We start from the raw sequence: 20,132 nt of genomic DNA on the forward strand, positions 1-20,132 counted from the left end.
TTAGATGCTTCTCCAGTTCTGTCCCCTTGATCTTGCCATGCTGTATGTACCAGAGCTTGACGTCAGGGTTCCATGTCCCGCCCATCGTTTTGGCCATTATCCCCAATTCACCCTGACCATAGGCGGATCCGGCTTGTCTCATCATCACGGTAACGCACGCAGACAAGGGCGTCGCCATACTCTTCGTCCAGTGCCTTGGTTCCTCTCTGGCATTAAGGCGTGCACCATTCCTTTACCCCGGACATATCGTTCTTTTCGGTGCTGCAAACTATACATTTACTCGTTGTGGCATTCAATTAAAATGCTTGAATTTAGCTCGGCTCTATTTATCCCGCTACGGCGACCACAAGAGGTGAAAGGCCCTTATGACCCCCGTCACCCAGAGGGTCCTCTTCAGAGAATAAAGTCCTTGCACAATCACACCTCAAACCCTATAAGTCCAGCCTTGGCACATGCCATTATCCACATTGATCGGGAGATGACACGATGAAACGGATTATCCTCCTGGCGATCGCGGTGCTCCTGGCTTTTCACGGAGTGTCCGCGGCAAGCCCCTGCGATGACTGGAACCTTCTGGAGAAGGAGATCCGCGACGGCCGGATTGACCGGACTTCCGCCAAAACCCGCATCGCTCAACTCCACCGGCTTCTCCTCGACACCTACGGCGCCGCTGCCGCCGGTTCGGCAAAGGTCTTTCCCGTTGCGGGCTATGATTTCAGCGCCATCGGAGGGCGCCACGGCAATGACTACCGCCCTGGGGGGTACGCCTTCTACCAGGGAAACCGGCACGGCGGCCATCCGGCCCACGATATCTTCGTCCGGGACCGGAACCAGGATTCCCTCGATGACGCCGACGGTAAACCGGTCACCATCGTGGCGTTCACGGGCGGGGTCGTCATCGCCGTGAATCCCGCATGGGACTACCCGAGCCCCATACGGGGCGGGAAGTACGTCTGGATCTTCAGCCCCGCCGAGGAGCGCTATTACTACTATGCCCACCTGTCGTCGGTGACGGTGGCGCCGGGGCAGATCGTGTCGGCAGGCGACCCCGTCGGCACCCTGGGGAGAACCGGGAAGAACGCCTACCCCCGCCGTTCTCCCACCCATCTCCACTTCATGACGCTTTCATTCGACAACGGCAGGATGCTCCCCCTCAACCCCTACCGGGAACTCGTCGGCGCCGGTCGCGGCAGGTGAAAACTTCCCATTGACAACAGCGTTCTATTGAGTATTGTTACAAACCATCAATGTAATTCCCACATCATCCAAGGAGGAATCCCATGAAACGCACCGCACTGCTCACCGCCGCCCTGATGCTCGCCTCGTCCCTGGCCTTTGCCGGCACCAAGACTTATCAGGCCACCGGGCCGGTCCTCGAAGTGAAGGACGACATGATCGTCATCCAGAAGGGGAAAGAGAAGTGGGAAATCGCCAAGGACAAGGACACCAAGGTGACCGGCGACCTGAAAGTCGGTTCCAAGGTCACGGTCCAGTACACCATGAAGGCCGCCACCATCGAGGCCAAGGCCGACAAGAAGAAAAAGTAGGAACACCGCTCCATCGCACAGCAAAGGCCGGCCCGCAAGGGCTGGCCTTTTTTTGTCCCGCTGCGGGGCTATCGGCCCATTGACTGCAATCATTCCGGTGATTTAATTAACATATACGACATTTATCACGCCAAGAGGAGATGCAACCATGAGCGTACTCCAGTCATCCGTCGGCGAAAAGGGGAAGAATCTGAAGAGCGATGTGGAGACGGTCCAGAGCCTCCTTAAATCCAAGGGCTTTGACCCGAAGGGAGTGGATGGGGTATGCGGCAAGGACACCATTGCGGCGATCCGCAAATTCCAGGCCACGTTCCTGAGCAACCCCGACGGGCTCATCGAGCCGGGACGTAAGACGTGGCTCAAACTGGCGGGCACCGGCGGCGCAGCCAGACCCGACCTTTCCCAGTGGAGCGGCGACAGCGCACGGTGGCCCCAGGAGAAGAAGCTCCGGAGCATGCACCCTGACCTGCGCCGGAAGGTGGAGGCGGTGCTGCAGGCCCTCAAGGGGCGGGGCTTTCAGCCCACGGTTTTTTACGGCTGGCGCTCCGTGGCGGTCCAGATGCAGCTCTACTTCAAGGGAAACAGCAAGGTAAAGTTCAGCTTCCACAACGCCCAGCACCCCGACGGCACCCCCAACGCCCACGCGGCGGATGTCGTTGACAGCCGCTTCGGCTGGGCGCCGGAGGCGGAGCAGACGGGATTCTGGAAGGCCCTGGGGGAAGAGGCGAAAAAGCAGGGGCTCGTCTGGGGGGGCGATTGGGTGACGTTCCGGGACTGGGCCCACGTGCAGCTGGTGCCGAACGGGGAACTGGCCCGGGTCAAGCGGGAGAGCGGCCTGTGATCCGGGCCGTCATTGCGGCAGCATTGATTTTCGGCATGTCCCTTCCGGCATGGGGGGAGCGGCTCTGGCTCGTGGTCGGCGCCAGCGACCCCACGGCGGCGGGGATAGCGCGGAAGGCCAGGGCATTGGCCTACACGTCCTCAGACGGACTCGTTGTCCGGACCGGCGACTGCGGCGACACGAGGAATATCTTTGCCTGGGTGCCGGATGTTGCCACATCTGCCAAGGCCGCCCGCGCCGCTCTCTCCCGCATGCGCGCCACCGCAAAGGAAGCGTATCTGAAGCGCTGCGACGCGCGACCGGGGACTCTGCTCGCACTGCGGATGACCGCGGTGGACCCCTCCATCGCTCATGTCCCGGAGAGTGCGGTAAATTGGGAGGAGCAGGACCGGATATCCACTGCGCACCCCCTTCCCGACGGGCGCAGCATCGTCATCGTCCGCTCCTATTCCCCGGCGGCCGATGATCCCCTGGAAGGGAAGCGGGAGCGGGTCATCCTGGCCTCCCCCACCGGCAACCGCACGGTGCTGGAGGAAAACTGCATCGCCCCCGGCCCCGTGGCCACGGAAAGGGGGCGCCTCGCCTTTCACTGCGCGCGGGAACAGGCGGGCGACCACCTGTTCCATGACGTGGTGGTTTTCGACAGATCGGGAGGGAAACGTGCGGAAATCCGGCACTGCCGCGACCCGAAATGGCGCGACGTGCACGTCATTGAATGCCGGGAGGAGTCCGTGGGACCCGACGGGGCGTTAACGCTTCGGGCGAAGCGAATGACCCTGCCTCCCGTCTCCAGCAACATGCAACAGTCACAATGATCCCCTCCCCCCTTGCGGGGGAGGGTTAGGGTGGGGGGTACGCTACGCTACCCTAGCCTCAGCATGTTCCAGCTTCACCCACCCCCTCGCCCCCTCCCGTCAAGGGAGGGGGGGGAAATCTCTTACAAAAGCATCAGAAGTCAGAAATCTATTACAACAGGGGGAAGATACCCCTCGGCCAAGGCCCGGAAGGCCGCAACCTCTGCCGCCTGCCAGGCCTCATCCCGCCCCAGCTCTGCTGCCATCAGGCGGGCCACCGTCGGCGCCGCCTCCATGGCGGCCCGGGCATCGAGGATGAGGGCCCGGGTACGGCGGCTCAGCACATCTTCAACACTTCGTGCCCACTCGTAGCGCACCCCCCAGACCACCTCGGCCAGCCGGTACGGGAGCCGGGGATGGAGTTTTGCGCGCAAATCCGGCTGCACGGCGCAGAGTTCCTCAAGGGCGGCGGCTTCGGCGCCAAACATGGACCACTCTCCGTCGAACGCCGGCCTGGCCAGCCAGCCGTGGATCGGGAGGTCGGCCGTGCGCGACGGCCGCTCCCCCAGCCCCGCCAGCCGGGCCGCGCTGGTGACAGCATCCTCGGCCATTCTGCGGTAGGTGGTCCATTTGCCGCCGGTGATGGTGACCAGCCCGGCAGCGGAAACCAGCAGGGTGTGATCGCGGGAGAGGACCGCGGTGTTGGCCGCGTCACCGCTCCTCACCAGGGGGCGGAGACCGGCGAAGACGCTCAGGATGTCTGCCGCGCCGGGGTCCCGGGAGAGATACCGGGATGCATGCTCCAGAAGAAATGACACCTCCGCCGCCAGGGGGCGGGGCTCGGCCTCGACCCGATCCACCGGTGTGTCGGTGGTGCCGACGATCACCCGGTCATGCCAGGGGACGGCAAAGAGCACCCGGCCGTCGTCGGTGTGGGGAACCATGATGGCGCTGTCGCCCGGGAGGAATTCCCGGGGGAGCACCAGATGCACCCCCTGGCTCGGGGCGATGACAGGGGGAGTGCCGGATTCGTCCATCTGTCGGATGACGTCGCAGAAGGGGCCGGCGGCATTGACCACCACCCGCGCCTCGATCTCGCACTCCCGGCCGCTCTCCCGGTCCCGGGCCGCCACCCCCCGGACCAGACCTCCTCCCTTGAGGAGACCGACCACCTCCATCCGGTTCAGGGGAACTCCGTCCAGGTCGGCGCAGGTGCGGGCCAGGGCCACGGCCAGCCGGGCATCGTCGAACTGGCCGTCGTGGTAGATGACCCCGCCTCGAAGCCCTGCCGGCTCCACGGTGGGAATGCGGCGCAGGGTCTCCTCACGGGAGAGGAGCTGGGACGGCCCGAGCCCCAGCTTCCCCGCCAGCATGTCGTAGAGCTTCAGGCCGATGCCATAGAACGGCCCTTCCCACCAATCGTAAAGGGGGACCACGAAGGAGAGGTTATGGACGAGGTGGGGGGCGTTGCGGATCAGGATTCCCCGCTCGTGAAGGGCCTCCAGCACCAGGGAGATGTTACCCTGCTGCAGGTACCGGACTCCGCCGTGGATAAGCTTGGTGCTCCGGCTGGAGGTACCGCTGCCGAAATCATCCCGCTCCAGGAGCAGCGTCCGGTGGCCGCGGCTGGCTCCCTCCACCGCCACGCCGAGGCCGGTGGCTCCCCCGCCGATCACAAGCATGTCCCAGAGCTTCACCTCCTCAAGGTGCTGCAGCAGATTAGACCGATTCATGGTGTCGCCCACCCCTTGGCCCGCTCCACCGCCCGCTCCCACTTACCCCTTAACTCTGCCGCCTGCTCCCGGCCCATGGCGGGAGTGAAGACCCGTTCCACCTGCCAGTGGCTGGCGATCTCCTGCCGGTCGCGCCAGAGGCCCACCGCCAGCCCCGCCAGGTAGGCCGCCCCCAGGGCCGTGGTCTCGCTGATCCTCGGCCGCACCACCGGCACCCCCAGGAGGTCGGCCTGGAACTGCATCAGGAGCCCGTTAGCCGTGGCGCCGCCGTCGACCCGGAGTTCGGCCAGACTGATACCGGCGTCGGCCTCCATGGCGGTGAGGAGGTCGGCACTCTGGAAGGCGATGCTTTCCAGGGTGGCCCGGGCAATATGGGCAGCGGTGGTGCCGCGGGTAATACCGACGATGGTGCCGCGGGCGTAGGGGTCCCAGTGGGGGGCGCCGAGGCCGGTGAAGGCGGGAACCAGACAGACCCCGCCGCTGTCCGGGACGCTGGCCGCCAGGGCCTCCACCTCGCCGGAGGAGCGGATGATCCCCAGACCGTCCCGCAGCCACTGCACCGCAGCGCCGGCCACGAAGACGCTCCCTTCCAGGGCGTATTCGGCCCGGCCGGCCAATTGCCAGGCAACGGTGGTGAGGAGGTTGCGCCGGGACGCCACCGGACGATCGCCACAGTGCATCAGCAGGAAACAGCCGGTGCCGTAAGTGTTTTTTGCCATCCCCGCAGAGCCGCAGGCCTGACCGAAGAGGGCCGCCTGCTGATCCCCGGCCATGCCGGCAAGGGGAATTGCCGCTGCAAAGAGGTCCCCGGCGGTCTCGCCGTAAATGGCGCTGGAATCCACCACCTGCGGCAGCACGGCCCGGGGGATCCCGAGGATCGCCAGCAGTTCGTCGTCCCAGTCAAGGGTGCTGATGTTGAACAGCAGCGTCCGGGAGGCATTGCTGGCATCGCTGATGTGGAGCCGCCTCCCCGAGAGGTTCCAGGTCAGCCAGGAATCCACCGTGCCGAAGGCCAGCTCCCCCGCTTCGGCCCGGTTGCGGGCACCGGGGATAGTGTCCAGCAGCCAGGATAGCTTGGTGCCGGAGAAGTAGGCGTCCAGCACCAGCCCGGTCTTCTTTTGGAAGAGCGGCTCCAGGCCATCGGCCTTGAGTCGGTCGCAGAGCTCCGCGGTGCGGCGGTCCTGCCAGACGATGGCATTGTGGAGGGGTTCGCCGCTGCGCCGGTCCCAGAGGAGCGTCGTTTCCCGCTGGTTGGTGATGCCGATGGCGGCCACGTCCCGGGGAGAGATGCCGGCCCGGGTCAGGGCCTCGGCCGCGACGCCGACCTGGGTGGCCCAGATCTCCCGGCCGTCGTGTTCCACCCAGCCGGGTCGGGGGAATATCTGGCGGAACTCCCGCTGGGCAATGGCGCGGATCGTTGCGGCGCTGTCGAAGACAATGGCGCGGGAACTGGTGGTCCCCTGATCCAGGGCAAGGATGTAGCTCATGACGACCTCGCGGAACAGACGGATGTAGTTTCGCAATTGTCCCGTGAAGAGCCGGGTTGCGCAAGGGGAGTTGGGAATATTTTCAACGGCTTCTTCCGCGGAATTCAGCTATCCGTCACCAAAATTGCCTGGATTCACGGGAAACTCTCTGGTAGGAATGGGTGAAAGCCCAAGGAGAAAAGTCATGGCCTTTGAACTCTGGCGCCAGGACGACAACGGCAACCGGTTCCTGGTCGGCGCCTATCCCGATCGCGCTGCCGCCGAACGCCAACTGGCTGCCCTGACCCGCTCCCATCACAAGCAGATCTACTGGATTGCGGAGTGTCAAACAGAGAAACTACAGGAGACCCCATGCAGGTAATCGATGACAACCACTGCTTCATCTGCGGCAGTCACAATCCCATCGGACTCCACGCCGTCTTCACGACCGATCCGGATCAGGGTCGGGCCGAGACCCGCGTCCGCATTCCAGAGCACTTCCAGGGGTGGCAGGGGGTGGTCCACGGCGGCATCCTCTCGGCCCTGCTGGACGAAGTCTGCGCCCAGGCCTGCATGGCCCGCGGGCTCCAGGTGGTGACCAGTGAACTGCGCCTGCGCTACCGGAAACCGGTGCCCACCGGCACCGAGGTAACCGTGACCGGCGAGATCGTGGGCGACCGGCGCCGGCTCATCGACGTGCGGGGGATCATCGAACTGGACGGTCAGCTCATGGCCGAAGCCGAAGTCATCATGTTCAAAACGGTTTAGTAGTTAAGCTTCGCGAAGGGAGAATTGATCGAGGCGTTGAGGGCGTCCTCCAGGATATGCCCGGCATTCGATACCAGAGAGACGCATTAAAGAGTGATGTCGGCCCCCTCTCCCTCCGCGTCCGGTGGCGGGAGCTCCGGAGATTGAGGTTTGAGAGCATCTCCGCCATGCCTGGGACAGTAGCCGGTTGGCTCTGTGCCCACAACATAGAATTCATCCCGCTTTTCCGGACAGTCAGCCGTCGCCAGGTATCCCGTCGCAGGGTCGATTGTTACGGAAACGACCGTATCCGGCTTCGGGAAATCGACAGCCTGCCTGGATGCCAAAGCCGGGCGCATGAACTGTTCCCAGATGGGGGCAGCGACAGCCCCTCCGGTAAACCCTTTCCCCCCTGGTCGGGGCTTGTCGTATCCCACCCAGACGCCGGTTATCACCTGGGGGGTATAGCCGACAAACCAGGCATCCCGATAATCATCGGTGGTGCCGGTCTTTCCGGCGGACGGACGTTCCTGGCTCAATTTCTTCAGAGATTTAGCGGTTCCATACACCATGACGTCCTTGAGCATCCGGGTTGTGACGAAAGCGGCCGCCGGAGAAAGGACGGGGGTGACTGACGGAGGATTTTGCGTCCACGCACGACGATTTTTATCATAAATACGGATAATGGTTCGTGGTTCGGACCTGAGCCCCCCGTTGGCCAGGGGGGTGTAAGCCTGTACCAGGTCATGCAAGGTGACTTCTTCAGTGCCAAGAGCCAGGGAGAGATCGTTGTGCTGGCGTAAAGGAAGCCCCATATTCCGGGCAAAATCGACAAAATAGGGAACTCCGACGGCCTCCAGCACCTTTACCGTAATGACATTGTTCGAGTATGCGAGGGCCTGCCTCAGGGTAAGTTCACCATACTGCTCTCTTCCATAGTTCAGAGGTTTCCAGGTTTGATTGTTCCCGCGATTGTAGGCCACCGGCGTATCATCCCAGATGCTGCTTGCAGTAACCCCCTTTTCCAGCGCCGCTGCGTAAATCAGCGGTTTGATGGCTGACCCGGGCTGACGCCTGGCAAGAAAGGCGCGGTCATAGGGACTTTTCGTGAAATCAACTCCCCCTACGGCCGCCAAAACGTCCCCCGTAGCAGGATCCAGACTCACCAATGCCCCCTGAAGCTGGGGGGAAACCCGTTTAACCCCTTCACGCAAGGTTTTTTCCGCCAGCTTTTGCAGGTTCAGATCCATGGCGGCGGTTACTTCCATCCCCCCCTGTTCGATGATCTCCTTGCCGTACCGCTCGATCAGCTTGCTCTTGATATGGGCCAGATAATAGGGGGCCTGCCCGGGTTGCGTAAAGGTGACCCGCTGGGCCCTCAGTTTTTGTCTCTGCCGCGGAGTGATCATTTTCAGCTCCGCCATCCGCTTGAGGACCACGTCCCTCCGCATTGCAACCTTGGATGGATCCCCCAAGGGATTGTAGCGGCCCGGGTTTTTGGGCACTCCGGCCAACAGGGAACATTCGGCCTCGGTCAGTTCCTCCGGGTTTTTGTCGAAATAGAGACGGGCAGCCTGGGCAATGCCCCAAGCCCCATTGCCATAGTAGATTTCGTTGAAATACATCTCAAGGATCTGCTTCTTGGTATATTTCTTTTCAAACTCCATGGCCATACGGGCTTCTTCAATCTTCCGGTCAATGGTTTTTTCCCCAGACAGATATTTATTTTTGATTAGCTGTTGGGTGATGGTCGAACCCCCTTCGACCAGTTTTCCCTTGACCACATCCTTCACCAGGGCCCGGGCTATCCCCCTAATATCAATCCCACTATGCTCATAAAATCGGGCGTCTTCAACGGCTACCACAGCCTTTTGCAGAAAGGCGGGAATGCGGTCGATAGAGACCCAGTATCGTTTTTCGGGAAGTATCCGGCCTGCGAACCGCCCTTGGCGGTCAAAGATTTTGATGGAAGAATAACCGGACGACAGGAGGGGATGAGTGGCAAATTTTTCCTGGGCCCGGGCCGAGGAGACCAGAGTCAAGATCAGGAAAAGGGCCACGGAGGCACAATATATCAAATGCTTTGATGTCGAAGACAAACCAGAAACCACAGAACTGCAAACAGGATTCGGACACATAACTCCACCAGAATGCACACTTTTGCATCAGAATTGGCGAAATTATTGCGAAAGTAAAGCTCTTTTTTGCTGCTGATCGTCAAGTTGCATCCAACACAAATGGAAAAAATCATTTTCTGCTGAGATTGAATTTCTCGACCATGCGAAAGCGGTAGTCGACAATCTCTTTACGCAGAGAGGCCAGCTTTGCCATTTTTTCGTCGACCTTATTGATATGGCTGTCCAGTATTTCGACCAGGCGCGGGATCATGTTTTCCGTTTTTTTTGCATCTCCGTACGCCGTGCCGAGATCCTGCATCTCTTTGATCGTCAAGCCGAGCTCTTTGAGTTTAAGAATAAACCTCATCCGTCGAACCATGTACGGAGTATAGAGCCGATTCCCCCCCTCGGAACGGTGGGAGGCCTCGATCACGCCCATCTCCTCCCAATACCTGAGGGTCCTGGTGGTCACATCCAGCATTCTTGCAACTTCACCGATGGTAATGAGTTGCTCGTTTTCCAGTTCGGGAGCCATAACGCCTCACATTCTCACCTTTACGTGAATTAATTTAAATATCAATACGCCCATTCCCGTCCCCTGTCAATCATTCGACAAGCCACCCTGAACCATTATACCCTGCAATTATAGGTCATTCGATCGCACATCACAACTCAATATAAAAGTGTTTTAGTATTTGTTGACATGCACGTAAAGTAGATGTATCTTTCACCAAAATCCGAACCACAATGGTCGACAGCCAGCCAGCACATGATGTTATGCGGTACACATCAATAGACATGGAACGTCAACGTAAATTTATGGCATGCGAATCCGTAAAAACCGCATAGTTAATGCGACATTTTGAGCTGGCAAGAATTCCCGAACAACACCCCTGCAAACCCTGTTTTGAATATCTGGCGGAAAGGCATGGAACACCTCGCCGGAAACCATCGGCGGCAACGGCACGAACAACTGAAAGGAGGCATGCGACATGGCAACGACCTATAACTGGAGCGAAATCGCTCGCAACCCGAAGTATCTGGAGCTCAAGCGGAAAAAGCGGGTATTTCTGTTCGGCTGGTGGGCAGTATCGTCAGCATTTTATTTTCTGCTGCCAATTCTGTCGGGGTATTTCCCTGAACTGTTCAAGATCAAGATCATCGGCGTGGTCAATTTCGGCTATCTGTTCATCCTGTCTCAGTTCGTGGCGGCGTTTTTCGTGGCCTTCATCTACACCCGGGTAGCAAACAATGAATTCGACCGACTGACCGACGAACTCGTCAGGGAAATCCAGTAAGGGGGGGTTGTATGCTTGCAAAATCACTTTCGGCACTGATTCTTTCGCTGTTCCTGGCTACGGCCGTCCTGGCCATCGAGCCTGCAAAGTCTCCCGCCCCGTCCTCACCAGTTGCCTCCGCACCCGCTGCCCAGCAGACCGGCCCCCCTACCGCTTCTCAACCGGCCGGAGGCCAATCGGCTCAGACGGCACAGGCGGTGGCTCCCGCAACACCGACAAAGGTCAGACCCAACCGGGCCATCACCATCTCCATGTTCATGGTCATCATTGCCGTCACCCTCTGTGTCGTCATCTGGGCGGCCAAGCAGACCACGTCAGCCTCCGATTTCTACGCGGCGGGGGGCGGGATCACCGGCCTCCAGAACGGCTGGGCAATCGCCGGCGACTACATGTCGGCCGCCTCATTCCTCGGCATGTCGGGCCTCATCTCCCTCTACGGAATTGACGGCTTCATGTACGCGGTGGGCCCCATGTTCTCGTTCATCGCCATCCTCCTGGTGGTGGCGGAACCGTGCCGCAACGCGGGCAAGTTCACCCTCGGCGATATCCTCTCCTTCCGGGCCTCGCCCAAGACGGTTCGGGGCGTCGCCGCCATCTCCACAGTGACGGTATCGCTCTTTTATCTCATCGCCCAGATGGTCGGGGCGGGCAAACTGATGCAGGTTCTCCTCGATATCCCCTACCGGGTGTCGGTCATCGGCGTCGGCGTCCTGATGGTGGGCTACGTGGTCTTCGGCGGCATGAAGGCCACCACCTGGGTGCAGATCATCAAGGCGGGGCTCCTGATGACCGGAACCGTGCTCCTTGCCATACTGGTCATGGTGAAGGCCGGCATGAACCCCATCAACTTCTTCTCAGACATCGTGGGGAGTCAGATGATCCAGGACCATGTCCGGATGAACGTGCTGAAGGATGCCGTTCCCAAGGAAGGCTTCGACTACGGCCAGCGGTTCCTGGAGCCAGGCCTCTTCCTGAAGAACCCCCTTGACCAGATTTCCCTGGGCATTGCCTGGGCCCTGGGCGCCGCCGGCCTGCCCCACATCCTGATGCGGTTTTTCACGGTTCCCAACGCCAAGGAGGCCCGCAAGTCCATCGTCGTCGCCCTGTTCATCAACTCGACCTTCTTCTTCCTCATCAACCTCATCGGCTTCGGCGCGGCCCTCTACCTGACCCCGCAGCTCATCAGCTCCGTGGACAAGGGGGGCAACATGGCGACCCTGCTCCTGGCCCAGAAACTGGGTGGCGGAGCCGGCTCCCTGGGGGGCGATCTGTTCCTTGCCTTTATCTGCGCCGTGGCATTCGCCACCATCCTGGCCGTCGTGTCAGGCCTAGTCCTTGCCGCGTCGGCCGCCATCGCCCACGACGTCTATGTCAACATCTTCAAGGATGGCAAGGCGGACCAGCAGACCCAGGTGCGGGTAGCCCGGATCACCTCGCTGTTCGTCGGCATCGCCGCCATCATTATGGGTCTGGCCGCCGAGAAGGAAAACGTCGTCGCCCTGGTGGCCCTGGCCTTTGCCGTTGCCGCGTCCGGCAACTTCCCGGCGGTTATGATGTCGCTGTTCTGGAAGCGCTTCAACACCGCCGGCGTGGTGGGCGCCCTGGTGGTCGGCACCGTGTCGGCCTTGTCGCTGGTCATGATCTCGCCGGTCATGACCTATCCGCAGAAGATTGCCGATGACGCCAAGAAGGTAATCACCACCCTGGAGACAAAGCAGGCTGAAGGGGTTGTCCTGGCTGAAAAGGACGCCAAGGCGCTGGACAAGGCCCGGACAGACCTCCAGAAAAACGACGGTGGCACCTCCATGGTTGGCCTCAAGGCACCGCTCTTCCCCCTGAAGAATCCGGCCATTGTCTCCCTCCCCCTTGGCCTCCTGGCGGCTATTATCTGCACATTCCTGTTCAGGGACCGTCGCGCGGAGGAGATGTTCGACGAGATCGAAGTTCGGCAGATTACCGGCCTGGGCATCGCGAAGGCTTCGGACCACTAGGCCAAGCCCCCCCCGTGCTTCGGCGCGGGGGGTTTTTCTGACCCATAATAGGCATTGCACGTAAACGTAAGGAGGCTTCCCTTGAGCACAGAGAACGACTTCAAACGCTACAGCGTGGCATCCACCGGCGCAGGCGACGAGGGGATTCAACTCCTGAACAGCCTGAGCAAGGAAGAACTGGTACGGATTATCGTCGATGACGCCAAGAACTGGCTCGCCCACGACGGCCTCTGGTTCCAGGCGGTGGAGAAACGTTACGGGATCGACGTGGCTATCGAGGCGGACACCGATGCATGGCGCTCCTTCACGGTTATCGAGGCGAAGCGGATCATGGAGCGCCTCGGGATGCAGCCCGGCGGCGGCATCCCCGCCCTGGTGGAATGCCTGAAGCACCGGCTTTACGCCCGCCTCAACCTCCAGGACGTCATCGAGCAGAGCGACAACCGGGTCGTCTTCAGGATGCTCGACTGCCGGGTGCAGTCGGCCCGGCGGCGCAAGGGGCTTGCCGACTTCCCCTGCAAGAGCGTCGGTCTCGTGGAGTACGCCGAATTTGCCAGGACCGTCGACCCGCGCATCAAAACAACCTGTATCGCCTGCCCTCCCGACGGGCACCCTGAAGCCTTCTGGTGCGCCTGGGAGTTCTCCCTGTGAAACGGTCTTTTTCCGCCCTGGCGGCGTAAGTCATCGAAATCGCTTGTGCGGCGTAGCGCTGCTACGCCTCCGCGCAATTTCTCGACAGCCTTGCCAGGACGAAAAAATCCTCGTTTCTGAACTGGCTGTACATTTTGCAAATGAGGAGAAACGCTATGCATACCGCTGCCGCAGCACCCTTCAAAACCACCCACAAGGTCCGTTTCGTCACCGCCACGAGCCTCTTCGACGGCCACGACGCCTCCACCAACATCATCCGCCGCATCTTGCAGGCGTCCGGCGCCGAGGTGATCCACCTGGGGCACAACCGCTCCGTGGACGAGATCGTCACCGCCGCCATCCAGGAGGATGCCCAGGGAATCGCGGTCTCCTGCTACCAGGGGGGGCACCTGGAGTTCTTCAAGTACATCAAGGACCAGCTGCGGGAGCGGGGGGCGGAGCAGGTGCGGATCTTCGGCGGCGGCGGCGGGGTGATCATCCCGGACGAGATCCGGGATCTGGAGGACTACGGTATCTCGAAGATATTCTCCCCCGAAGATGGCCGCCGCATGGGGCTCCAGGGGATGGTGAACCTGATGCTCCAGGAATGCGATTTTGCGCCCCAGCGAAACATCGACGATGAGATTGCCAAGCTGCAGCACCAGGATATCCGGGCGGTGAACACCCTCATCACCCTGGCGGAGCAGGATGTGCACGACCACTCCGGCGGCTATGGGCTCCTGCGGGAAAAAATCCGAGCCATGACCCGCCCCGTGCCGGTGGTGGGGGTCACCGGTACCGGCGGCGCCGGCAAGAGCTCCCTCACCGATGAGCTGGTGCGCCGTTTTTTGAGGGATTTCCCTGACAGGAGCGTGGCGATCCTGGCGGTGGACCCGAGCCGCCAGCGGACCGGCGGGGCACTCCTGGGGGACCGGATTCGGATGAACGCCATCAACACCAGCAAGGTCTACATGCGGTCGCTGGCAACCCGCGAATCCCATTCGGAGCTGTCGGCGGCCATCAAAGACGCCATCGATGTGGTGAAAGCCTCCGGTTTCGACCTCATCATCGTGGAGACCAGCGGCATCGGCCAGGGGGATGCCCGGGTGGTGGACATCGCTGACATCTCCCTCTACGTAATGACCTGCGAGTTCGGCGCACCCACCCAGCTGGAGAAGATCGACATGCTGGATTTCGCCGATCTGATCGCCCTCAACAAGTTCGAGCGGAAAGGGGCCGAGGATGCCCTGCGCAACGTCCGCAAGCAGTACCGGCGCAACCGCAACCTGTTCGAGTCGGCCGATGAGGAGTTGCCGGTGTTCGGCACCATCGCCGCCCAGTTCAACGACCCCGGCACCAACGTCCTCTACCGTGCCCTGATCGACACCCTGAACGCCAAAACGGGGGCGGGACTGCAGTCGAACCTGATCATCACGGAGAAGGAGAGCCTCAAGCAGTACATCATCCCGCCGGACCGGATTCACTACCTGGGCGAGATCGTGCACGCCGTGCGGGGCTATCGCAAGCGGGTACAGGAGCAGGTGGGGGTTGCCCGGCGGCTGTTTCAGCTGAAGGGGGCCAGGGAGGTTCTGGGCCAGTCGCCGGCCACCGGTGAACTGGACCAGCAGATCGCCCTGCACGAGGAAAAGCTCCACGAGGAGCCGAAGAAGATACTCGCCGACTGGCCCTGCCTCAAGGAGGCCTACCGCCAGGACCAGCTGGTGACCAGGGTGCGGGACAAGGAGATCCGCAGCGACCTCTACACCACCACCCTCTCCGGCACCCGCATCCCCAAGGTCTGCCTGCCGGACTATGCCGACTTCGGGGAAATCCTTCGCTGGTCCATGCTGGAGAACGCACCGGGACTCTTCCCCTACACCGCCGGGGTCTTCCCCTTCAAGCGGGCCGAGGAGGACCCGAAGCGCCAGTTTGCCGGCGAAGGAACGCCGGAGCGGACCAACCGCCGGTTCCACTACCTCTGCAAGGACGACGACGCCAAGCGCCTCTCCACGGCCTTCGACAGCGTCACCCTCTACGGCGAGGACCCGGACTACCCGCCGGACATCTACGGCAAGGTGGGCGAGAGCGGCGTCTCCATCTGCACCGTGGAGGACATGCAGAAGCTCTACGCCGGCTTCGACCTCTGCGCCCCCAACACCAGCGTCTCCATCACCATCAACGGCCCGGCACCCATGATACTGGCCTTCTTCTTCAACGCCGCCATCGAGCAGCAGGTGGCGAAGTTCCGGGAGAAGAACGGCCGCGGGCCCAACAACGCCGAGTACGGTGAAATCCGGAGCTGCACCCTGCAAACGGTCCGGGGCACGGTGCAGGCAGACATCCTCAAGGAGGACCAGGGGCAGAATACCTGCATCTTCTCCACCGAGTTCGCCCTCCGGATGATGGGGGACATCCAGCAGTATTTCATCGAGCAGAAGGTGCGCAACTACTACTCGGTCTCCATCAGCGGCTACCACATCGCCGAGGCGGGGGCAAACCCCATCTCCCAGCTGGCCTTCACTCTCTCCAACGGCTTCACCTACGTGGAATACTACCTCTCCCGGGGCATGCACATCGACGATTTTGCCCCGAACCTCTCCTACTTCTTCTCGAACGGCCTCGACCCGGAATACACGGTCATCGGCCGTGTGGCGCGGCGCATCTGGGCGGTGGTCATGCGGGAGAAATACGGCGCCAACGACCGGAGCCAGAAGCTCAAGTACCACATCCAGACCTCCGGCCGCTCGCTCCACGCCCAGGAGATGGATTTCAACGACATCCGCACGACGCTCCAGGCCCTCATGGCCATCTACGACAATTGCAATTCCCTCCACACCAACGCCTACGACGAGGCGGTCACCACCCCCACCGAAGAGTCGGTGCGCCGTGCCATGGCGATCCAGATGATCATCACCCGCGAATTCGGCCTGGCGAAAAACGAGAACTCCTGCCAAGGGTCGTTTATCATCGAGGAACTGACTGACCTGGTTGAAGAGGCGGTGATGGCCGAATTCGAGCGCATCGACCAGCGGGGGGGCGTATTGGGCGCCATGGAGACCCAGTACCAACGGAGCAAGATCCAGGACGAATCAATGCTTTACGAGCACAAGAAGCACAACGGCGAGCTCCCCATCATCGGGGTCAACTGCTTCCTCAATCCCCGGGCCGGTGAGGAGGGGTACCAGGTTCCGGGGGAACTGGCCCGGGCCACCAAAGAGGAGAAGGAGCAGCAGATCGCCAACCTGCGGGCTTTCCAGGAGCGGCACCGGCATGAAGCGCCGGCGGCCCTGAAGCGGCTCCAGGATGTTGCCATCAGCGGCGGCAACATCTTTGCGGAACTGATGGAGACCGCCAAGGTGGCGTCCCTGGGGCAGATCAGCCATGCCCTCTACGAAGTGGGGGGCAAATACCGGAGAAATATGTGATTGGGAAGGTAAGTTTCTACTTTACGTTTGAGTAATGGGGGGTAAACTGGATGAGGCACAAAACTCATTAAACACTGGAGGCATCCAATGACTACCCCCATTGAAACTTCATCCTACCGGACATTGTCTCTGGGCAGCGACCTGAAGCTTCGTCGACGTTTCATGGTGATCGACGAGGATATACCCGGCAACTTCCGCTTCGGCCTCCTGCTGGAAGAGCTGGATATTCTCGCCGAACAGACGGCCCTTGCCTATGTCCGGCGCTTCTATCCCGAAGCCCGGGTCGTTACGGCGGCCATCGACAATATCATGGTGCGCCATGTGGTGGACGTTACCCGTGACATCGTCTTTCACGCCCGGATCAACCATGTGGGCCGTTCTTCCCTGGAAGTGGGGATTCGGGTGGAGCATGCCGGCGACCCGGTCACCCATATCGCCTCCTGCTATTTCACCATGGTTGCCCGTGGCGGCGAGGGGGCCGACGAGAGCATCCCCCTCCCCCCCCTTGAGTACCTTGACGATCTGGAACAAGAGCGGGCCGCCAAGGCCATTGCCGGCCGGGATGAATACCGCCGGCAGCAGGCTTCGCTCCGGGAGCCCCCCAGCCGGGAGGAATACGAAATGCTTGACCAGCTGCACCGGGCCCAGGAGGAGCCCGGTTTTGCCGGCTGCAGGGCAAGCCGGCTGGTGGCCGACGCCTGGGAACGGATGTACCCGGAGCAGGAGTACGTCCCCCAACGGATCTTCGGCGGCTACCTGATCCGTCGGGCCTATGAGCTGTCGGCCATCTGCTCCGAGCTGGTGGCGCCGGACCGCTCCATCGTCGCGGCGGTGAACCGGATCAACTTCTTCCACCCGGTGCGACTTGGGGACAAGCTCCACTTCACCAGCCGGGTGGTTTATACCAACGAGAGCTTTGTCTGCGTCGAGGCGAGCATCGAGCGGATCAGCCGCGACCGCGCCGCCCATGCTCTCTCCAACTCGTGCCTCTTCACCTTTGTCAATGTGGACCGGGAACTGAATCATCGCCCGGTCCCCCCTATCTACCCGGCCACCTACCGGGAAGATTCCCGCTATCTGGAGGCGTACCGGAGCTACCAGGCCCTCGCCGGCCACTACCGGATGATCTGAATTTCTTCGCCAACTCTACCTGAACGGGAGAATCACCGATGCTGACAAAAATGGAATCGGAACAGCGGATCATCCGCCTGCAAACGGAACTGCGCGCCAAAGGGATCGACGGCGCGCTGATCATCTACCCCATCGATGTCTACTACTTCACCGGCACCAGACAGACCGCTACCTTGTGGGTGCCAGCTGAAGGGAGGCCGGTGCTCTTCGTGCGTAAAAGCCTGATTCGGGCACGAGAGGAAAGCCCCATCGATGAGATCCTCCCCTTCCCGTCCAGCAAGGAATTCCCCGCCCTGTTCGGCGAAGATGTCAAGAAAGTCGGTTTCACCTTCGATGTGGCACCGGTGCAGCAATACAACTACTATGTCAAGCTCCTGCCGGGGCGTGAGTTTGTCGACATCTCGGCGATAAACCGTGAACTGCGGTCGGTGAAATCCCCTTGGGAACTAGAGCAGATGCATGCCAGCGGCGACCGGCTCTGCGAGGTATTTGCCCAGATTCCCCAGTTCCTGAAACCGGGGATGAGGGAGATTGACCTGGCTGCCGAATTCGAGTGCAGGCTACGCAAGGCGGGAAGCGAAGGGTATGTCCGGATGCGGGCCTTCAACCTGGAACTGTTTCAGGGGCTTGCCGTATCCGGCATGCATGCCGCGCAGCCAGGTTTCTTCGATGGGCCGGTCACCGGACGCGGCCTCTCAGCCGCCTCTCCTCTTGGATCATCAGCTGAAGTGATCGAGCGTAACGTGCCGATCGTGATGGACTACACCGGCATCTTTAACGGCTATATCGTGGACATGACCAGGGTTTTCGTCTTCGGATCACTCGGGCAGGAGATGCAGCACGCCTTTGATACGGCCTTGGAGATTCAGGGATACGTAGCGGAAAACCTGATACCTGGCTGCATCTGCGAAGAGCTATTCGCCGGCGCGCTGGAAAGGGCTGAAAAAGCAGGACTTGCAAAAAACTTCATGGGGGCGCCCGGGGAGAACGCCAAGTTCGTCGGGCACGGTGTTGGCCTGGAACTGGACGAGTTTCCGGCCATCGCACAGGGGTTCAAAGTGCCGCTGCAGGCCGGACAGGTCATAGCAATAGAGCCGAAATTCGTCTTCCCCGGTCTGGGGGTGATCGGAATTGAGAATGACTTTGCGGTCAGTGATAACGGTGGTGTGCGGATAACGAAGCTGAAAGACGATATCGTCTTTCTTTAGGAAGGGCTTGCCAAAGAGGCCTGTCAAACCTGCGAGGTTCTTAAGCCTCGCAGGTTTTTATTGTGTGAACGGTCAGCAGTAGACTCACATTCTTTCGCTGATCCACTCGGCTATTTTCGGCGCCAGCGTTTTCTGCGTCTTGCCGGAAACGAACATGCCGATGTGTCCTACGGGGTAGGTCAACTCCTGTACATCCTTGCTGCCGACGTGCTTCTCCAGCGCCTTGGCGGAGACGGGCGGGACCAGCGTATCGAGCTCGGCATAAATGTTGAGCACCGGCATGGTGATGTTTTTCAGGTCCACCGTGCGCCCGCCCAGCGTAAACTCCCCTTTCACCAGTTTGTTGCCTTGATAAAAATCTTTGATAAAGCGGCGCAGCGTCTCGCCAGGTTGGTCGGGGCTGTCGAAAATCCAGGTTTCCATGCGCAGGAAGTCGGCCAATTTGTTAGCGTCCTCCATAATCTGCACCATGTTAATGTACTTGTGTACGCTGAGAGTGAAGGGCTGAAGAAGCATATACGCACTGTTCATCAATTCACCGGGAACGTTGCCGTAGGAATCCACCATCAGATCGGCGTCGAACGAGGTGGCCCATACGTTCAGCAGGCCATCTTTGGTGTCAAAGTCGATGGGCGTTACAATTGGAATGAAAGTTTTTACTTTTTCCGGGTAGAGCGCGGCATAAATCGCGGAAAAGGTCCCCCCCTGGCAAACCCCCAACAGGTTAATTGCATCAAGCTGATGCTGCGCGCGGATGAAATCAACACAGTCATTGATAAACCCGTCGATGTAATCCTCCATGGTCATGAAACGATCCATGCGGTCGGTGTACCCCCAGTCGATCAGGTACACATCCTGGCCAAGATCGAGCAGGTTGCGAATCATGGAGCGATTGGGCTGGAGGTCGAGCATGGTGTAACGGTTGACCAGTGCATACACAATCAGCATGGGCACATGGCAAACCTTTTTCGCACGCTGCTTGTAGCGGTACAGTTTGCGCTTGCCATCCTTATACACCAATTCCTTTTCTGTACAGCCTCTGAGGCACTTTCGGCAGCTTCCGCAGCTTTCATGGTGATCAGAGTGACCAACCATGATTTCATCGATCGATGCCAGGTTCTCCACCCCCTTTTTAAGGTTCGCGGCGAACGTGTTGAAATCTTCCAGAGATTCCTTGATTTTATCCGGGAAAGTAAACATCGTA

At 60.5% G+C, this 20,132-nt stretch carries 17 protein-coding genes; 12 read left to right on the forward strand and 5 right to left on the reverse strand.

The annotated features are described in order from the left end of the window. Positions 1 to 486 precede the first annotated feature (486 nt). The 4 genes from RCH91_RS01775 (at position 487) to RCH91_RS01790 (ending at position 3,203) form a co-directional block, all read left to right on the forward strand. Complete coding sequence (locus RCH91_RS01775; RefSeq protein ID WP_306532801.1) at positions 487 to 1,197, forward strand: M23 family metallopeptidase; 711 nt, start codon at positions 487 to 489, stop codon at positions 1,195 to 1,197. 83 nt (positions 1,198 to 1,280) lie between these two features. Beyond that, entirely contained in the window at positions 1,281 to 1,547 is a 267-nt protein-coding gene (locus tag RCH91_RS01780) for a hypothetical protein (protein WP_306532802.1), read from the forward strand. Between the two features lie 148 nt (positions 1,548 to 1,695). Further along, on the forward strand, positions 1,696 to 2,388 hold the full coding sequence (locus RCH91_RS01785; protein WP_306532803.1) for a peptidoglycan-binding protein: 693 nt from the start codon (positions 1,696 to 1,698) through the stop codon (positions 2,386 to 2,388). After that, positions 2,385 to 3,203 carry a hypothetical protein gene (locus RCH91_RS01790; protein WP_306532804.1) on the forward strand — a complete coding sequence of 273 codons (819 nt, stop codon included), beginning with the start codon at positions 2,385 to 2,387 and terminating at the stop codon, positions 3,201 to 3,203. Before RCH91_RS01785 ends, RCH91_RS01790 begins: the two co-directional genes overlap by 4 nt. A gap of 140 nt (positions 3,204 to 3,343) precedes the next feature. Here RCH91_RS01790 and RCH91_RS01795 read toward each other — a convergent pair whose 3' ends face one another. Together RCH91_RS01795 and glpK are read right to left on the reverse strand one after the other, a co-directional pair. Next, positions 3,344 to 4,915, reverse strand: coding sequence for a glycerol-3-phosphate dehydrogenase/oxidase (locus tag RCH91_RS01795; RefSeq protein ID WP_306532805.1), 1,572 nt, complete (start codon positions 4,913 to 4,915; stop codon positions 3,344 to 3,346). Further along, positions 4,912 to 6,402 carry a glycerol kinase GlpK gene (gene glpK / locus RCH91_RS01800; RefSeq protein ID WP_306532806.1) on the reverse strand — a complete coding sequence of 497 codons (1,491 nt, stop codon included), beginning with the start codon at positions 6,400 to 6,402 and terminating at the stop codon, positions 4,912 to 4,914. The genes RCH91_RS01795 and glpK overlap by 4 nt, the downstream gene beginning before the upstream one ends. A gap of 184 nt (positions 6,403 to 6,586) precedes the next feature. Between glpK and RCH91_RS01805 the strand changes: the two genes are divergently transcribed. Further along, positions 6,587 to 6,763: a hypothetical protein gene (locus tag RCH91_RS01805; protein ID WP_306532807.1), complete on the forward strand. Its 177-nt coding sequence runs from the start codon at positions 6,587 to 6,589 to the stop codon at positions 6,761 to 6,763. Beyond that, a complete protein-coding gene (locus RCH91_RS01810; protein WP_306532809.1) occupies positions 6,754 to 7,149 on the forward strand; it encodes a PaaI family thioesterase in 396 nt (131 codons plus the stop codon). Before RCH91_RS01805 ends, RCH91_RS01810 begins: the two co-directional genes overlap by 10 nt. A gap of 86 nt (positions 7,150 to 7,235) precedes the next feature. Here the strand turns inward: RCH91_RS01810 and RCH91_RS01815 are convergent, their stop codons facing one another. Together RCH91_RS01815 and RCH91_RS01820 are read right to left on the reverse strand one after the other, a co-directional pair. Continuing rightward, positions 7,236 to 9,239 (reverse strand): transglycosylase domain-containing protein, encoded by a 2,004-nt coding sequence (locus RCH91_RS01815; RefSeq protein ID WP_373694359.1) that lies wholly within the window; start codon positions 9,237 to 9,239, stop codon positions 7,236 to 7,238. A 136-nt stretch (positions 9,240 to 9,375) separates the two neighbouring features. Then, positions 9,376 to 9,780, reverse strand: a complete 405-nt coding sequence (locus RCH91_RS01820; RefSeq protein WP_306532811.1) for a MerR family transcriptional regulator — start codon at positions 9,778 to 9,780, stop codon at positions 9,376 to 9,378. Between the two features lie 457 nt (positions 9,781 to 10,237). Here RCH91_RS01820 and RCH91_RS01825 point away from each other — a divergent pair, with 457 nt between their 5' ends. The 6 genes from RCH91_RS01825 to RCH91_RS01850 all read left to right on the forward strand — a co-directional run bounded on the left by RCH91_RS01825 (position 10,238) and on the right by RCH91_RS01850 (position 18,928). After that, on the forward strand, positions 10,238 to 10,543 hold the full coding sequence (locus RCH91_RS01825; protein WP_306532813.1) for a DUF485 domain-containing protein: 306 nt from the start codon (positions 10,238 to 10,240) through the stop codon (positions 10,541 to 10,543). Between the two features lie 11 nt (positions 10,544 to 10,554). Then, complete coding sequence (locus tag RCH91_RS01830) at positions 10,555 to 12,534, forward strand: cation acetate symporter (protein ID WP_306532814.1); 1,980 nt, start codon at positions 10,555 to 10,557, stop codon at positions 12,532 to 12,534. Positions 12,535 to 12,615: 81 nt separating this feature from the next. Then, positions 12,616 to 13,185, forward strand: coding sequence for a DUF6125 family protein (locus RCH91_RS01835; RefSeq protein WP_306532815.1), 570 nt, complete (start codon positions 12,616 to 12,618; stop codon positions 13,183 to 13,185). Positions 13,186 to 13,340: 155 nt separating this feature from the next. Further along, entirely contained in the window at positions 13,341 to 16,589 is a 3,249-nt protein-coding gene (icmF, locus tag RCH91_RS01840) for a fused isobutyryl-CoA mutase/GTPase IcmF (protein ID WP_306532816.1), read from the forward strand. Between the two features lie 87 nt (positions 16,590 to 16,676). Then, positions 16,677 to 17,720 carry an acyl-CoA thioesterase gene (locus RCH91_RS01845; RefSeq protein ID WP_306532817.1) on the forward strand — a complete coding sequence of 348 codons (1,044 nt, stop codon included), beginning with the start codon at positions 16,677 to 16,679 and terminating at the stop codon, positions 17,718 to 17,720. Between the two features lie 38 nt (positions 17,721 to 17,758). Then, positions 17,759 to 18,928 (forward strand): Xaa-Pro peptidase family protein, encoded by a 1,170-nt coding sequence (locus tag RCH91_RS01850; RefSeq protein ID WP_306532818.1) that lies wholly within the window; start codon positions 17,759 to 17,761, stop codon positions 18,926 to 18,928. A gap of 84 nt (positions 18,929 to 19,012) precedes the next feature. Here RCH91_RS01850 and phaC read toward each other — a convergent pair whose 3' ends face one another. After that, positions 19,013 to 20,128, reverse strand: a complete 1,116-nt coding sequence (phaC, locus tag RCH91_RS01855; protein WP_306532819.1) for a class III poly(R)-hydroxyalkanoic acid synthase subunit PhaC — start codon at positions 20,126 to 20,128, stop codon at positions 19,013 to 19,015. Between the last annotated feature and the right edge of the window lie 4 nt (positions 20,129 to 20,132).

Origin of the sequence: Geobacter sp., assembly GCF_030834625.1 — a bacterium.
Classification (GTDB): Bacteria; Desulfobacterota; Desulfuromonadia; order Geobacterales; family Geobacteraceae; genus Geobacter.

Excerpts from the sequence above, each read along its gene's own strand:
- RCH91_RS01775 (WP_306532801.1), top strand. The coding sequence starts at position 487 with ATGAAACGGATTATCCTCCTGGCGATCGCGGTGCTCCTGGCTTTTCAC.
- RCH91_RS01780 (WP_306532802.1), top strand. The coding sequence starts at position 1,281 with ATGAAACGCACCGCACTGCTCACCGCCGCCCTGATGCTCGCCTCGTCC.
- RCH91_RS01785 (WP_306532803.1), top strand. The coding sequence starts at position 1,696 with ATGAGCGTACTCCAGTCATCCGTCGGCGAAAAGGGGAAGAATCTGAAG.
- RCH91_RS01795 (WP_306532805.1), bottom strand. The coding sequence starts at position 4,915 with ATGAATCGGTCTAATCTGCTGCAGCACCTTGAGGAGGTGAAGCTCTGG.
- glpK (WP_306532806.1), bottom strand. The coding sequence starts at position 6,402 with ATGAGCTACATCCTTGCCCTGGATCAGGGGACCACCAGTTCCCGCGCC.
- RCH91_RS01805 (WP_306532807.1), top strand. The coding sequence starts at position 6,587 with ATGGCCTTTGAACTCTGGCGCCAGGACGACAACGGCAACCGGTTCCTG.
- RCH91_RS01810 (WP_306532809.1), top strand. The coding sequence starts at position 6,754 with ATGCAGGTAATCGATGACAACCACTGCTTCATCTGCGGCAGTCACAAT.
- RCH91_RS01820 (WP_306532811.1), bottom strand. The coding sequence starts at position 9,780 with ATGGCTCCCGAACTGGAAAACGAGCAACTCATTACCATCGGTGAAGTT.
- RCH91_RS01825 (WP_306532813.1), top strand. The coding sequence starts at position 10,238 with ATGGCAACGACCTATAACTGGAGCGAAATCGCTCGCAACCCGAAGTAT.
- RCH91_RS01830 (WP_306532814.1), top strand. The coding sequence starts at position 10,555 with ATGCTTGCAAAATCACTTTCGGCACTGATTCTTTCGCTGTTCCTGGCT.
- icmF (WP_306532816.1), top strand. The coding sequence starts at position 13,341 with ATGCATACCGCTGCCGCAGCACCCTTCAAAACCACCCACAAGGTCCGT.
- RCH91_RS01845 (WP_306532817.1), top strand. The coding sequence starts at position 16,677 with ATGACTACCCCCATTGAAACTTCATCCTACCGGACATTGTCTCTGGGC.
- RCH91_RS01850 (WP_306532818.1), top strand. The coding sequence starts at position 17,759 with ATGCTGACAAAAATGGAATCGGAACAGCGGATCATCCGCCTGCAAACG.
- phaC (WP_306532819.1), bottom strand. The coding sequence starts at position 20,128 with ATGTTTACTTTCCCGGATAAAATCAAGGAATCTCTGGAAGATTTCAAC.